Source organism: Pseudomonas protegens CHA0 (assembly GCF_000397205.1).
GTDB lineage: Bacteria > Pseudomonadota > Gammaproteobacteria > Pseudomonadales > Pseudomonadaceae > Aquipseudomonas > Aquipseudomonas protegens.
Genome location: NC_021237.1, coordinates 3,053,955 through 3,068,007 on the forward strand (window position 1 = coordinate 3,053,955; position 14,053 = coordinate 3,068,007).

A 14,053-nucleotide genomic window follows, 5' to 3' on the forward strand; every position below is an offset into this window, starting at 1 on the left:
TGGCCAAACCTTAGCATGGCGCCTGGCTCCCGGGGCCGCCCAATGGCGAACGTGCACCCGCATCCCCGGCCGGCCTCGAACTCAGGCCGGCGGGGCAGGCTGCTATCAGAACTGGTAAGTGAAGGCTGTCTGAATACCGGTCACATCACTGCCACCTGGCTGCTGCGCCCAGAACACGCCCGTATGCACGGCGCTGTGTTCGTTCAGGGCATAGCTCACTCCCGTGCCGGCCCCCAGGCGAGCGTCGTGCTGTTTTCCGGCCTGGTAGGTGTAGCGCCCCAGGTACTCCATTTGGGCTTGAAAGGCATCGCGCTTGTTGCGCAGGTCCTGGGTCAGCTCCAGGTTGGCACTGAGTTCCAGCTGCCGGGTGAGCTTTTTGGCGCCCCGTACACCGAGGTTCAGGCTGGTGGTCGTGCGGCCCATTTTCGCGTAGCTGGCCGCAAACACCGCGCCGCTGTTTTCACGATAGCCCTGGCGGCTGACCTGAGTCTGGCTGAGGCCCAGATACGGCGTCAGGGTCATTGCATTGAGCATCACGCCGTAGGCGCCTTCGATGCTCAAGGACTTGCCGCGCAGGCTCGAACGTCCTTGGCCGGCCTCGGTGTAAGCCAGTTGTTCGCGTGTAATGTCGACCTTGGAAGACACATAGGCTGCGGCCACACGGCCCTGCCAACCCAGCCCGTGGCCTGTTTCATCAACGGCGGCGAAGAGGGCGACCGCCGGTGCTGCCGACCCTGCCTTGGCGTAGTTGTCCGGCAGTTGCCGATCGAGGTCCTGATCCAGGGTGACGCCAAGGCGCAGATGCTCGGTGGGACGAACCCCCAGGGTCAGGCTCATGCTGGTCTGCCTGGCCACGCTGTTGCGGCTGTAGCTTGGGCCCACACCGATACAGAACGAGCCACTGTCGATCTGGCATTCCTGGCTCATCAATCGAGCCAGCTGTTCGCTGCGCAAATCGAGCATCCCCCAGGCCCGATCGGCGTTCTTGGCCATGGCGGTGCGGGTGTTGTCCAGGTCGACAAGGTGGGAGCCTGTTTCGGTGATTTTCCATAGCGCGGCGTGCATGGCTCCTTCACCCGTAAGGCTGAGGCCCACGACAACATTGCCGTCAGCGGAGACGCCGGTCGCCGCTGACGTTTCACCGCCCAGGGTGCCCAGGTCGACCATGCCGCTGGCATCGGTGTGCCGGAATGCATGGACATAGCCAGTGGCCGTCGCGGCTACACCTACGATGACGCTACCGTCGGAGGAAGTGCCATAAGCGAAGGAATCGCCACCCCAGGAGTCCAGGCCGACCATGCCGGCAGCGTCAGTGTGCTTGAACGCTTGAGTGCCGCCTATAGCTGTCTGGGCCATTCCCACGACAACATGGCCGTCAGCAGAGATGCCGAATGCCTGTGAGGTCTGCCCTCCCAGGGTGCCCAGATCGATCATGCCGTTCGCGTCGGTGTGCTTGAAGGCGTGTTGCGTGTCTGTGCTGGCATCGATATCAGCGTATCCCACGACGATGCTGCCGTCCGCGGACACGGCGGTGGCAAAGGAGTAGCCGCTGTTGCCCGCATCCAGGGTGCCCAGATCGATCATGCCCATCGCATCGGTGTGCTTGAACGCACGATAGTCGCCATTGGTGGTAGTCGAATCGCCTACGACAACGGAGCCGTCAGCGGACACGCCCGTAGCCTGTGAGGTAAGTCCTCCCAAGGTGCCCAGGTCGATCATGCCGGTGGCGTCGGTGTGCTTGAAGGCGTGAGGGTTGTTACTGGAGACGCCGGCGAACCCCACGACCACCTTGCCATCAGCGGATGCGGCCTTGGCGTAGGATTGAACGCCACCCAGTGTGCCCAGATTGACCATGCCGGTCGCATCGCTGTACTTGAACGCATATTGATTGCCGTTCGCGAACGCAGTGCCGACGATGAAATGGCCGTCAGCCGATACGCCATAGGCTACCGAACCATCAGCGCCCAAAGAACTCAGGTCGATAGTAAGGTCGGCACAAGACTGTGCTGAATAAATCATTCCATAGATCAGTGTTAATGCGGCTGTTGCAAAAGGCGATTTCAATGTAATGAACCTGGCGATAAAGGAAATGATTACAGCGGCCTGAGTAATGGAAGTTTTTTATGGGCGAGCAGGCTACTGCCGAGGTAAAGGCTTGGTTTACGCAGTGATGAGGGCGTGATGCCCGGATGGCTTGGGGTTTGGGGCCGGGCGGGGCGCGATGGCGTGAGTCGAAGTTGTCTTGCTTACATGCGGGTAGTAACTGGGTGTTTAACTAATTGCTGTGTTGGATATGAACTTTGTGTGTCGAATTAGTTTAGTTATTAGTTGCGGATGAAGTCTTTAGGAAAATTCTGAAAGCCGGTTATTTCGGCAGCTCAATCTATTTGAGGCTGCCGATGCGCGCATCTTGTGAAAGTTATTGTTTGGCCATGACTGCCAGGAACAACTCTGATGCGAGTTGCTCCTGCAACCACTCCTGCAAGGAGCGATAAGGCGTCTGGGCAAACCACTCCCGGTCCACATGGGCAAACTGGCGAACAAACGGCAGCAGCGCCATGTCCGCCAGGCTCGGATGCGCCGCCAGCAGATAGCGGCGCTGCTGCAACAGGCTATCGAGGCGCGCCAGAAACGCCTCGCCCTGGGCCCGGTAGTGCTCCATGGGCGCCTCGGGGTAGCGCTCGGCGTACTTGTAGCGATTGAGGTGCACCTTGAACACCTGGTCATTCTCGGCAATCAGCGCCGCCATCTGCGCCTGGGCCGTCGGGTCCGCCGTGAGCCGCCAATCCTCGGGGTCATGCTGGGCCAGGGCCCAGTGCATGATCTCCAGGCTTTCATCGATCACCCGATCCTCCAGTGCCAGCACCGGCACCGTACCCTTGGCCGACAGCGCGAGCATCTCGGCCGGCTTGGCCTTGAGGCTGACTTCGACAATCCGCATTGGCACCCCGGCATAGCGCAGGGCCAGCCGCGCACGCATGGCGTAGGGGCAGCGGCGGAAGGAGTAGAGGGTCGCCCCCGGCGTTTGCAGCGTGCTCATTTCACCTCCAGGGTGCTCAGGCCATTGCCCTGGCGGCTGACCTTGATCTGTACCGGAATCCGTTCGTGCATTTCCTGTACGTGGGAGATCACCGCCACCTTGCGGCCCTGGGCCTGCAGGCCGTCGAGGGCATCCATGGCCAGTTGCAGGGACTCGGGGTCGAGGCTGCCGAAGCCTTCGTCGATGAACAGCGATTCGATCTTCAGGGTGCTGGAAGCCATGGAGGCCAGCCCCAGGGCCAGGGCCAGGGACACCAGGAAGGTTTCGCCGCCGGACAGCGAGTGCACCGAGCGCAGTTCGTCGCCCATTTCGGTGTCCAGCACCAGCAGGCCGAGCATGCTGCCACCGCGCTTGAGGCGGTAGCGGCGCACCAGTTGGCGCAGTTGGGCATTGGCGTGGTGCACCAGCAGGTCGAGGTTGTAGGCCTGGGCGATCTTGCGGAACTTGTCGCCTTCGGCCGAGCCGATCAGGGCGCTGAGCCGGGCCCAGCGCTGCCACTGGGCGTAGGCCTGTTCAAGGCGTTGGTTGAGGGCCTGGTTGGCGGCCTGGCGGCGCTGGTCCTCGCTTTGCCGTGCACGCAGGTCCGCCACCTGTTGTTCGCTGGCCTGGGCCTGTTGCTGCAGCTGTTCCAGGGCCTGGGCCAGTTGCTCGGTCTCCAGGTTGCCGTTGTGCTGGGCCTGATGCTGTTCCAGGCGCTGCTGGCGTTCCTGCAGCAGGACCTTGGCCTGCTCGATGGCCTTGTCGTTGTCTTGCAGGCGCTGGCGCAGTTGCTGCACCTGTTCTTCGTCCAGCTCCAGCAACTGTTGCAGGCCGGCGTCATCCAGTTCCGGGTGCCCGGCGCGCCACTGCTCGATGCTGGCGGCCAGCTGCTGTTGTTCGCTTTCCAGGGCTTGCAGGCGTTCTTCCCGGGCCTTGAGCTCGGCGCCCAACTCGATCGCTTGCTGGTGCAGTGCCTGCTGCTGTTGCTGGGCCAGGGCCTGGGCGCTGCGGGCCTGGTCCACGGCTTGCTCCAGGTGCTGCTGCCAGTGCTCGGCGCTGGGTTGCTGGCCCAGCAGTTCGGCGAGCCTGTGCTGGCAGGCCTGTTGCTGCTGGTGCAGGGTGTCGAACTGCTGTTGGGCCTCGGCCAGTTGCTGCTGGCGGGTCAACTGGCGGTCCTGTTCCTTTTCCAGGGTCAGCTGGCGCTGTTGCTGTTCTTCGGCCTCTTCCTGCTGCTCGCGCAGTTGCTCGATGCGTTGCAGCACCTGCTGGTCGAGCTGCATGAAGGTGCTGGCCGGGTCGCGGCGCAGGCCGTCGAGGACCTCTGCCGGCAGCAAGTGGCTGAAGCTGGCCAGTTCCTCGTCCAGGCGCTGGCGGTCGGCGTTCAGTTGCTGCTGTTGCTTGTCCAGGTGCTGGGCGGCCTGCTGGCTGGCGTCGATTGCCGCCTGCAGCTGGTTTTGCAGGCGCGCGGCATCTTTTTGCAGGGTCAGCAGGGCGCCCTGGCGGTTTTCGTCCTGGGTGATGCTCTGCTGCAGCTGGTCGAGTTGCTGTTGCAGCCAGGCGTCGCGCTTGGGCGGGTCCTGATCCAGGAGGCTGGCGCTCAAGGGGTGGGCTTGCAGGCTCGGGGCCAGGGCCTGCTGCTGGCTCGCCAGCTGTTCCTGCTGCTGGAGGAATTCCTTCTGCTGGGCGATCAGCCCCTGGACCTGGGCCCGCAGTTCGTTGAGCTGTTCCTTGAGGCTGTCCACCGTCTTGCGGGCGCTGGCTTCCTCGTTCTCGTCGTGGCGTCCGAGGCTCTGCAGCAAGGCTTCAGGCTGGTGGTAGGGGTGCTCGACGCTGCCGCACACCGGGCACGGCTGGTCGCTCTGCAATTGCCCGCGCAATTCCTCGACGCTGGCGCTGCGGGCCAGCCGCTGGCGCTCCAGCAGGGCCTGGGTGACGCTCAGGGTCTGCTCGGCCACCACCAGCTCGGCCTTGGCCTGCAGGCCGACCTTGTTCAGCTCCTCGCGCTGGGCGGCCACCGCCTGCTGCCTGTCCTGCAGGGCCTGGCCGCGCTGGTCCAGTTCGCGTTGCTGGGCCCAGAGCCGGGCCAGCTCTTCGACGGCGCGCTGCTGCTTGCGGTTGTCCTGGAGCAGGGTGCCGAGCAACTGGATCTGCTCGGCCACCGCCTGGGGCTCGGCCCCGGCTTCGCTGTAGAGCAGTTCGAGCTGCGTGCGTTGCTCGCTCAGTTGCTGGGCGGCGCTGCTGGCGCGCTGTTCCAGGGCCGGCAGTTCGGCCTGGCCCTGGTGCAGGCGATTGCCGATCAGCATCAGCTGTTGCAGGCGTTCGCGGTAGGCGTTCCAGGCGTCGCTCAAGGGGGCGAGGGCGACGCTGTGGGCCAGTTGCCCGGCGATCCGCTCCAGGCGTTCGCCCACCAGGCGCTGTTTTTCCAGCAGTTGCTGGATGCCTTGCTGGCCCTCGGTGCTGGCCTGCTCGGCGCGGCTGCGTTGGGCCTCGGCCTGGGCCAGGCTCTGCCCCAGTCGCTCCAGGTTGGCCTGTTCGGCAAAGGCTTCGCGCAGCAACGGGGCGCTGGTGCTGTGCTGTTCCTGGGCCTGGGACAGGGCCGTGCCGGCGTCCTGCAGTTGCTGTTGCAGGCGTTCCTGCTGTTGTTGCAGGGCGCCTTGCTGTTCGACCTGCTGCTGGATCTGCTGGCGCAACGGCAGCAGGCTGGCGCCCAGCTCTGCCTGGCGCAGGAACTGGTGCCGCTGCGGCGCCAGTTGTTCCAGGCGTTGCAGGCGCAGGCGCTCCGGGGCCAGGGCCTGGGCGTCCTGTTCGGCCGCTTGCAGTTGTTCGGCGGCGCTCTGCCGGGCTTCCTGCCACTGGCGTAGTTCCTTGAGCCAGACGTGCTGGGCTTCCAACTGCCTGAGCTGGGCCTGTTGCTCCTTGAGCTGTTGCTGGGCCTGGCTCAACTGCTGTTCAAGCTCGGCCCGGGCTTCGGGCTCCAGCGGGCTGATGCCGCTGGCCTGGGCCTTGAGCTCCTTGTGGGCGTCTTCGGCCTCCTTGCTCTTGCTGTAGGCGCGGCGCCCCAACTGGCTGTAGACCGCAGTGTTGGTGAGCTTTTCCAGCAGCTCGCTGCGTTCCTTGTCGTCGGCCTTGAGAAAGGCGCTGAACTCGCTCTGGGCCAGCATCACCGCCCGGGTGAACTGTTCGAAGTTGAGCCCCAGGCGGGCCTCGATCAGTTGCTTGTATTCGCTCTTGCTCTGGTTGCTCAGCAGCTGTTCGCTGTCAAGGTCGGTGAGGTTCTGCCGGCTGCCTTGCAGCTTGCCGGTGGCTTTGTCGCGGGCGCGGTTGGTTTCCCAGCGGGCGCGGTAGCGACGGCCGTCGATGCCGACAAAATCCACCTCGGCATAGCCGCTGCCGGTGCCGCGGCGCAGCAGGGTGCGCGGGTCGCTGGTGAGGATCTCGCTGTCGACCTCGGGGACCTTGGTCTCGCGGCCGATGTTGTTCAGCCGCGGCACCGCGCCGAACAGCGCCAGGCACAGGGCATCCAGCAGGGTGCTCTTGCCGGCGCCGGTGGGCCCGGTAATGGCGAACAGCCCGGCGCTGGCCAGGGGCTCGGCGGTGAAGTCGATCTCGAAGGGGCCGGCCAGGGAGGCCAGGTTCTTCAGGCGGATGGCCAGGATCTTCATGGCTGTTCACCTTCTTGCTGGACGTCCTGCAACAGCAGGGCGAAATCCTTGAGGGTGGCTTCGTCCACCTCGTTGGCGTAAGCGTCGCGCCAGGCGCGGCGGAACAGTTCTTCGGGGGTCAGCTGGTCCAGCTCGATCAGCTCGGCACTGGCCTCTTCACCGTCACCTGCGCCCTTGCCGGCGTATTCGGCGGCGATCCGCACCAGGCGCACGGCCTTGCCTTGCAGGGCGCTTTCCACTTGCTGGCGCAGGTCCGGCTGGGGCTCGTCCAGGCGCACCCGCACTTCCAGCCAGGGCTGGCGCTGTTCTTCGGCCAAGAGGTCGATGTCCGGCAGCTCGCCGAGCTGGGTCAGGAGTTCCCCCAGGGGCGCCGGGCCCAGGCGTTGCAGGTTCACCGCGCGGGGAATCAGCCGCGGTTCGACGCTGACCAGGGTCTCGCCGTCCAGGCGCACGTCGAGGATCTGGTGCTGATAGCCGATCTCGGAAAACGACAGCGGGATCGGCGAGCCGCTGTAGCGGATGCGCTCCTCGCCGTTGACCTTCTGCGGCTTGTGCAGGTGGCCCAGGGCCACGTAGCTGATGTCCGGGCCGAACAGACTGGCGGGCAGGGCCTCGGCGTTGCCGATGATCAGGCTGCGTTCGGAATCTTCCGAGACCGAACCGCCGGCCATGTGCGCATGGCTGACGGCGACCAGGGCCTGGCCCGGCTGGCGCTTGGCGTTGGCCGCGGCGATCAGCCATTCGTGGACCTGGGCAATGCCCTTGAGGTAGTCGTCGCCCAGCTGGCGGCCGGTGACTTCCGCCGGCCGCAGGAACGGCAGGGCCAGGCACCAGGCGGCGACCTGGCCGCCGGCGTCGGGCAGCGGTAGCAGCAGGCGCTCGGCGTCCAACTGGCCGTCGTCCAGCCACAGCACCCGGCCCAGGGCGTGGGTGCGCAGGCGGCGCATCAAGGGCGCCGGCAGCTCGATGCGCGAGCCGGAGTCGTGATTGCCGGCGATCATCACGACGGTCAGGGCCGGCTGCTGCTCGTGGGCGCTGACGATGAAGTCGTAGAGCCGCTCCTGGGCGCTGACCGGCGGGTTGACGGTGTCGAAGATATCGCCGGCGATCAGCAGCACATCGGGCTGTTCGTGCTTGAGCTGGCGCAGCAGCCACTCCAGGAAACAGGCGTGTTCGAAGTCGCGTTCCTGGCCGTGGAGGTTCTGGCCCAGGTGCCAGTCGGAGGTGTGAAACAGACGCAAGGCAGGCTCCGCATGCAAAAGGCTTGGCCGCACATAAGGGTGACCGCGGCGAAAGGGCAGAGAGTTTACTGGCAAATGCGTGTTCATGCCCGGCGCTGCGGTAAATGCAGGCGAGATTGGCCCAACGGCTTGGCTCCAGGTAGGTGGCTGTAGGAGCTGGCTTGCCAGCGAAAGGGCCCGCCCGGGCGCTGCATGACTTACGGGCCTCTTCGCCGGCAAGCCAGCTCCTACGTGGCAGGGGGCTGCGCGGCTGCTGTTACTTGGGGTACAGCGGCGGCAGGCTGGTGGTGTCCGTCACCGGGTCCTGGACCCGTTCGTCGATCGGGATGGCGCGTATCGCTCGCCACAGTTCCTCGCCCTGCCAGTACTGGCCGGTCTCGCTGTAGAGCGCGCCGTTGAGGCCGTCCAGGGCGTCGGACAGCGGCACGAAGCGCGCGGCCATTTCGGCCAGGGTTTCGGGCTGCTGTCGGGCCCAGGCGTCCAGGGCCTGGCGGGTGGCCTGGGGGTCGTTGGCCTGGCAGGCACGCTTGAGGTCGTCCAGCAGCGAGCGCGGGCTGGGGCCGGTCTGGGTGGCGCGCAGCACCGCCGGCTGCCAGCGGGCGCGCCACCACAGGCCGAAGCCCAGCAGGGTGGTGCAAGCCAGCAGCAGGGTGCTCAGTTGCCACAGCCACAGGTTGCCGCTGTCGGGCCCGGCCGGGGCGTTGCCTGCCGGGGTGTCCACCACCAGGCTCGGGTTGTTCGCCACCTGCAGGGCCCGCGCCGGCAGGCTGGTGCTTTCCAGGCGGTCTTCGACAGTGTTCCACCAGGTCACTTCAATGGCGGGCAGTTCGACGTTGCCGGGGCGGGTGGGCACCAGCGCCTGGCGATCTTCGCGAATGCCCAGAAGGCCCTGTTCAACGTGCTGGTTGCTCAACTGCGGCTGGTCCGGGTAGCTGCGCAGGCCATTGACGTCGGCCAGGGGCAGCGGCGGCAGCTGGGCGCTGGACAGGCCTTCGGCGCGCAGGGTCAGGCTGCGGGTCAGGGAGTCTCCGACCTGAGGGTGCTCGGGCTCCGGGTTCCAGCTTTCGCTCAGGCTCAGGCTGCGGGCCGGCAGCCAGGGCGCGTCGGCCGGGTAGGTGGCGGGCTTGGCCTTGACCTGCAGGCTGATGTCACTGGAGCTGACGTGGATCAGCTTGCCGGCCCGGGGCGTCTGCGAGCTGGTTTCCTGGCCCGGGTCCGGGTTGGCCAGGGTGGCGCTGAAGGTCAGCGCCGGAATCTGCAACGGCCCGCTGCGCTGGGGATAGAGCGCGTAGCGCATCTCGATCACCCCGTGGCGCACGCCATTGATGAGCTTTTCGTAGGTACGCGGCTCGCCCAGCTGTTCCACCCGGGTGTCGCTCAGCAGCAGCGGGCTCAGGCTGCTGTCGTCGAACAGCGGCACCGAGTGGTAGATGTGCAGGGTCAGCAGGGCCTGGGCCTGGACATAGACGCTGGGCTGGTCGAGCTCGGCTTCGATGAACACCGGTTCCAGGCGGGCGTTCTGGTCCTGGGCCGGGCTGGTGTTGACCTGCAGGCTCAGGGGCTGGCTCTGCAGGCTGCCCAGTTGCAGCGGGGCGATTTCCAGGGTGCCGGTATGGCGCGGCAGCAGGGTGACGATCCAGCGGGTACTGGCGTGGTTGTCCCCCAGGCCGTTGAGCTGGTTGACCTGGCGTGTGCCACGCACCTCGAATTGTGCCTCCAGGGGCGCCAGGTCCGGCTTGCCGAACTGGGTGACATCGGTGGACTCCAGGGTCAGCTCGACGGTTTCCCCGGAATTGACCTGGCTGCGGTCCAGGCTGGCGAGCAGGCCGGCAGCCTGGGACTGGCCAGTGCAGAACGCGAGGGCAAGCAGTAGGGCGGTGCAGCGGGTCATCGAGTTTTTCCCTGATCCTGATGTTGTTGCTGTTCGTACCAGAATTTGCGCCTGAGCAATTCACCCGGGTCGTCGGGGATCTTACGCAGCCATTGTTCCAGCGCCTGCTGGTGTTCAGCGTCCAGGCTGTCCTCCACCGGGCGCAGCGGGGTGGTGGTGTGCTGGTCGTCCAGCTCGCTGCCGGGCACTTCACTGTGGCCGGCGGCCTGTGGATCCGGCGGCGTGTCACCTTCGTTGGCCGGCGTCTGTGCAGGGGCCTGCGGGCCATTGCTGCCCGGTGGTGGCTGGGTGGCCGCGCCGCTGGGGCCCGGGCGGGTGTCGTCGCCTTCGGGGGTGTCCGGCTTCTTCGCCGGTGGCGGTGTTTGCGCCTGGGCCTGTTGCTGTTGCAGCAGGCTCTCCACCAGGGCCTTGTTCTGCAACGCCGGTTGCAGGTCCGGCTGGCGTTCCAGGGCCTGCTCGTAGGCGTCGATGGCGGCTTCCAGCTCGCCGCTGCGGGCCAGGGCGTTACCGCGATTGTAGTGGGCGAGGGCGTCGTTGCCCTCGGCGAAACGCTCGGCGGCGGCAGTGTAGTTGCCGGCTTCGTACAAGGCCACGCCTTGCCATTGCGGGTCCTGAAAATGCCGCGCGGCCTCCGCCGGGCGCTGCTGTTGCAGAAGCCGCTGGCCCTGCTGGTCGGGGCGCAGCCACAGGTCATTGAAGTCGAAGGCGTAGCTCGGTTGTGGCACGGCGAACAGCAGCAGGGGCAGGCAGAACAGCCAGCCCCGGCGCCCGGCGCAGGCGGCCAGCAGCAACAGCGGCAGCAGCAGCCAGTAGCCCTGGTCGGCCCAGGTATCCAGGCGCAGGGTCTGGCCGTCGCTGCGCAGGCCTTGCGGGCCGCCCAGCAGGCCCAGGCCGCGCAGGTCGCTGTCGTCCAGGCGCGCCTGGCGGTAGCGCCCACCCACGTCGCCGATGAAGTGCTTGAGGTCCGGGCTGTCCAGGCGCGATACCAGGATCGCGCCCTGGTCGTCCTTGAGGTAGCTGCCGTCTTCCTGGGCCACCGGGGCGCCGTCGCGGCTGCCGAAGCCGAGCATCAGCAACTGCGGGGCGTCGCCCTTGAGCGCCTGGCGGATGCCCTGGCGTTCCTCTTCGTTGAGGGAGGAGGCCATCAGCAGCACCCGGCCCTGGCCCAGGGCCCCCTGGTCCAGCAGCTTCAGGGCCTTGAGCAGGGCCAGGTCGGCGCGCTGGCCGGCCTGGGGCATGATCGACGGCTTGAGGGCGTCCAGCAGGTTGCGGCTGGTGGCCAGGTCATCGGACAGCGGCACCAGGGTGTGGGCGCTGCCGGCGTAGACCACGATGGCGGTCTGCGCGTCGCTGCGCAGTTGCAACAGGTCCAGCAGCTTGTGCCGGGCCTGCTCCAGGCGATCGGGCGGCACGTCGTTGGCGAGCATCTGTGGGGTCAGCTCCAGCAGCACCACCAGCGGGTCGGCGGGTTTCTGGCTGGTCTGTTCCACCCGCTGCCAGCTGGGGCCCAGCAGGGCCAGCACTGCCAGCAGCCAGGCCAGGCCCAAGGCCACCCAGGGCAGCTTGCTTTCGCGGCCATTGCCGCCGCTGAGCAGGGCGGCGTGAAAGGCCGGGGGCAGGATCATCTGCCAGCGCCCGGCGCGTTTCTGCCGGTGCCAGAGCTTCCACAGCAGCAGCGCCAGCAGGGGCAGCACCAGCAACCAGCCGGGGCGGAACCAATGGGGCCAGAGGCTGATCATCGACGCCTCCGCAAGCGCAGGCGCTTGAGCCGCTGGCGCCAGTCATGGGCAGGCAGCAGGAAGTTCGACTGGGTGAAGAAGCGTTGCAGCGGGTTCTGCGGCCAGCGCTCGCGCAGCACCAGCAGCACGCTGAGCAGCAACGCCGTGGCCAGGGGCCAGTGGTACAGGGCCTGGGCCGGGCGTGCCTGGGTCGGTTGCTGGGCCACCGGTTCCAGTTGATCGAGGGTTTGCTTGATCGCTTGCAGCTCCTGGCCGTCCCGGGCGCGGAAGTAGCGCCCGCCCGTGACTTGCGCCAGCTCCTTGAGGGCCGGTTCGTCCAGGTCCAGGCTCGGGTTGATGCCCAGCACGCCGAGGGTGGCGCTCTGTTCCGGGTCGGCGCCGATGCCGATGGGGTAGATCTTCACTCCTTCCTCGGCGGCCAGCCGGGCGGCGGTGATGGGGGCGATCTCGCCGCCGTTGTTGGCGCCGTCGGTGACCAGGATCAGCACCCGGCTCTGGGCCGGGCGCTGGCGCAGGCGCTTGAGGGCCAGGCCGATGGCATCGCCGATGGCGGTGTTCTTGCCGGCGATGCCGATCTTCGCTTCATCCAGCCAGACCCGCACCGTGTGCCGGTCGAAGGTCAGGGGCGCCTGCAGGTAGGCCTTGCTGCCGAACAGGATCAGGCCCACCCGGTCGCCTTCGCGGTGTTCGAGAAAGTCCCCCAGCAGGTGCTTGACCAGGTTCAGGCGGCTGACGTCCTCGTCCTGCCATTGCATGTCGGGGAAATCCATGGAACCGGAAACGTCCACCGCCACCAGCAGGTCGCGGCCGCTGGCGGCCACCGGCAAGGGTTCGCCCAGCCATTGCGGGCGCGCGGCGGCCAACAGCAGCAGGAGCCAGAGCAGGATGAAACGCACCTGCTGGCGCCAGGCTGGCAGGTGGGCGCGGGCCCGGCGCTTGGACAGGCCTTCCAGGTCACTGAGAAAACTCACTTTCAGCGCCGGCTCGCCGCTGTCGGCCACCGGCAGCACCAGGCGCAGCAGCCAGGGCAGCGGCAGCAGGACGAAGACCCAGGGCCAGGCGAACTCAAACATGCTTGCGAATCCAGGTGTCCACCGCCTGGGTCAGGCCGGCGATGGCTTTGTCGTCGAGCTTGCACTCGGGCTTGTAGGCGCCTTCCACCAGCACCATCCAGCGGGTCAGGCCGGCGGCCGGGCAACGGTTGTCGAGGAACGCCAGCCATTTGCGCCCGTTCAGGGTGTGGCTCTGGCTGTAGGGGTAATGGTTGCGGCACAGGCGCTTGAGCAGGGCATTCAAGGCCTGCAGCCAGGCGCCGGCGGGGGCACCGTCATAGGGCTTGGGCAGCAGCGCCAGTTCTGCCAGGGCGGCCAGGCGCACCGGGTCCAGGGGCTGCTCGCTGCGGGCGCGCACGGCCTTGCGCGGCCACAGGTGGCGCCAGTGCCAGAGGGCCAGGCCCAGCAGCGGCAGCAGGATCGCCAGCAGCCACCAGCCCGGGGCTGGTGGCCACAGGCTGACCGCGGGCGGCGGCAGCAGCGGTTGCAGTTGTTCCAGGCTGCTCATCGGCCGGCTCCGGGGCGCTGCGGGTTGAGGTACTCGCGCAGCTGCTCGACCATCTCGCTCTGGGTGCTCAGGGGCATCAGCAGCACCCGCAGCTTTTGCGCCAGGCGTTCCCAGCGGGCGATACGCGCTTCGCTCATGGCGCGGTAGGCCTGGCGCAGGTCGTAGTTCAGGGTGTCCAGCTCCAGCTGGGCGCCGCGTTCGGCAAAGCGCAGCAGGCCGGCGGCGGGCAGGGCGTGGTCCAGAGGGTCGGAAAGGGGCATCAACAGCAGGTCGCAATGGCGCGACAGCAGGCTCAGTTGCTGCTCGGCGGCGTCGCTCAGGGCGCGTTCGTCGCAGATCACGATCACCAGGCTGCCGGGGCGCAGGACTTCGCGCCCGCGCAGCAGCGCGGTGCCCAGGGCGTCGCGCTGGGGGCGGGCTTCGCTGTGCAGCGACTGGTTGACCCGCACCAGGCGGTTGAGCAACTGCAACAGGCTCTGCTTGCTGCGCCGCGGCTTGATCTCGTAATGCTCGTCGTCGCCGTAGACCAGCCCGCCGACCCGGTCGTTATGGCCCAGGGCGGCCCAGCCGATCAGGCTCGCGGCCTGGGCGGCGAGCACCGACTTGAACATCAGCCCCGAGCCGAAGAACAGCTGGCGGCTCTGTTCCACCATGATGAAGATCGGCCGCTCGCGCTCTTCGTGGAACAGTTTGGTGTGCGGTTCCTGGGTGCGCGCGGTAACCCGCCAGTCGATGGTGCGCACGTCGTCGCCGGCCTGGTAGACCCGCACCTGGTCGAAGTCCACGCCGCGCCCGCGCAGCTTGGAGTGGTGCAGGCCGATCAGCGGGCTGCGCTGGCTGGGGGTGGAGAACAGCTGCACCTCGCGCACGCGATGGCGCATCTCGATCAGCTCGCCGAGGGTGATGCGAATGCCGGGTTCGGCAACGGGCTGGGTCATGGG

General features: G+C 67.0%; 9 protein-coding genes. All 9 read right to left on the reverse strand.

What is annotated here, in order from left to right:
• Window positions 1–105 precede the first annotated feature (105 nt).
• The 9 genes from PFLCHA0_RS13950 to PFLCHA0_RS13990 all read right to left on the reverse strand — a co-directional run bounded on the left by PFLCHA0_RS13950 (window position 106) and on the right by PFLCHA0_RS13990 (window position 14,050).
• Window positions 106–2,064, reverse strand: a complete 1,959-nt coding sequence (locus tag PFLCHA0_RS13950; RefSeq protein WP_230493595.1) for an HAF repeat-containing protein — start codon at window positions 2,062–2,064, stop codon at window positions 106–108.
• 355 nt (window positions 2,065–2,419) lie between these two features.
• Window positions 2,420–3,040 (reverse strand): glutathione S-transferase, encoded by a 621-nt coding sequence (locus PFLCHA0_RS13955; protein ID WP_015635417.1) that lies wholly within the window; start codon window positions 3,038–3,040, stop codon window positions 2,420–2,422.
• Window positions 3,037–6,681, reverse strand: a complete 3,645-nt coding sequence (locus PFLCHA0_RS13960; protein WP_015635418.1) for an AAA family ATPase — start codon at window positions 6,679–6,681, stop codon at window positions 3,037–3,039. Before PFLCHA0_RS13960 ends, PFLCHA0_RS13955 begins: the two co-directional genes overlap by 4 nt.
• A complete protein-coding gene (locus PFLCHA0_RS13965) occupies window positions 6,678–7,922 on the reverse strand; it encodes an exonuclease SbcCD subunit D C-terminal domain-containing protein (RefSeq protein ID WP_041752211.1) in 1,245 nt (414 codons plus the stop codon). The genes PFLCHA0_RS13960 and PFLCHA0_RS13965 overlap by 4 nt, the downstream gene beginning before the upstream one ends.
• Before the next feature lie 256 nt (window positions 7,923–8,178).
• On the reverse strand, window positions 8,179–9,813 hold the full coding sequence (locus tag PFLCHA0_RS13970; RefSeq protein WP_015635420.1) for a BatD family protein: 1,635 nt from the start codon (window positions 9,811–9,813) through the stop codon (window positions 8,179–8,181).
• Window positions 9,810–11,552, reverse strand: a complete 1,743-nt coding sequence (locus PFLCHA0_RS13975; protein WP_015635421.1) for a tetratricopeptide repeat protein — start codon at window positions 11,550–11,552, stop codon at window positions 9,810–9,812. The genes PFLCHA0_RS13970 and PFLCHA0_RS13975 overlap by 4 nt, the downstream gene beginning before the upstream one ends.
• Complete coding sequence (locus PFLCHA0_RS13980; RefSeq protein ID WP_015635422.1) at window positions 11,549–12,625, reverse strand: vWA domain-containing protein; 1,077 nt, start codon at window positions 12,623–12,625, stop codon at window positions 11,549–11,551. The genes PFLCHA0_RS13975 and PFLCHA0_RS13980 overlap by 4 nt, the downstream gene beginning before the upstream one ends.
• Window positions 12,618–13,112, reverse strand: coding sequence for a DUF4381 domain-containing protein (locus PFLCHA0_RS13985; RefSeq protein ID WP_011061031.1), 495 nt, complete (start codon window positions 13,110–13,112; stop codon window positions 12,618–12,620). The genes PFLCHA0_RS13980 and PFLCHA0_RS13985 overlap by 8 nt, the downstream gene beginning before the upstream one ends.
• Complete coding sequence (locus tag PFLCHA0_RS13990; RefSeq protein ID WP_011061032.1) at window positions 13,109–14,050, reverse strand: DUF58 domain-containing protein; 942 nt, start codon at window positions 14,048–14,050, stop codon at window positions 13,109–13,111. The genes PFLCHA0_RS13985 and PFLCHA0_RS13990 overlap by 4 nt, the downstream gene beginning before the upstream one ends.
• Window positions 14,051–14,053: the final 3 nt, after the last annotated feature.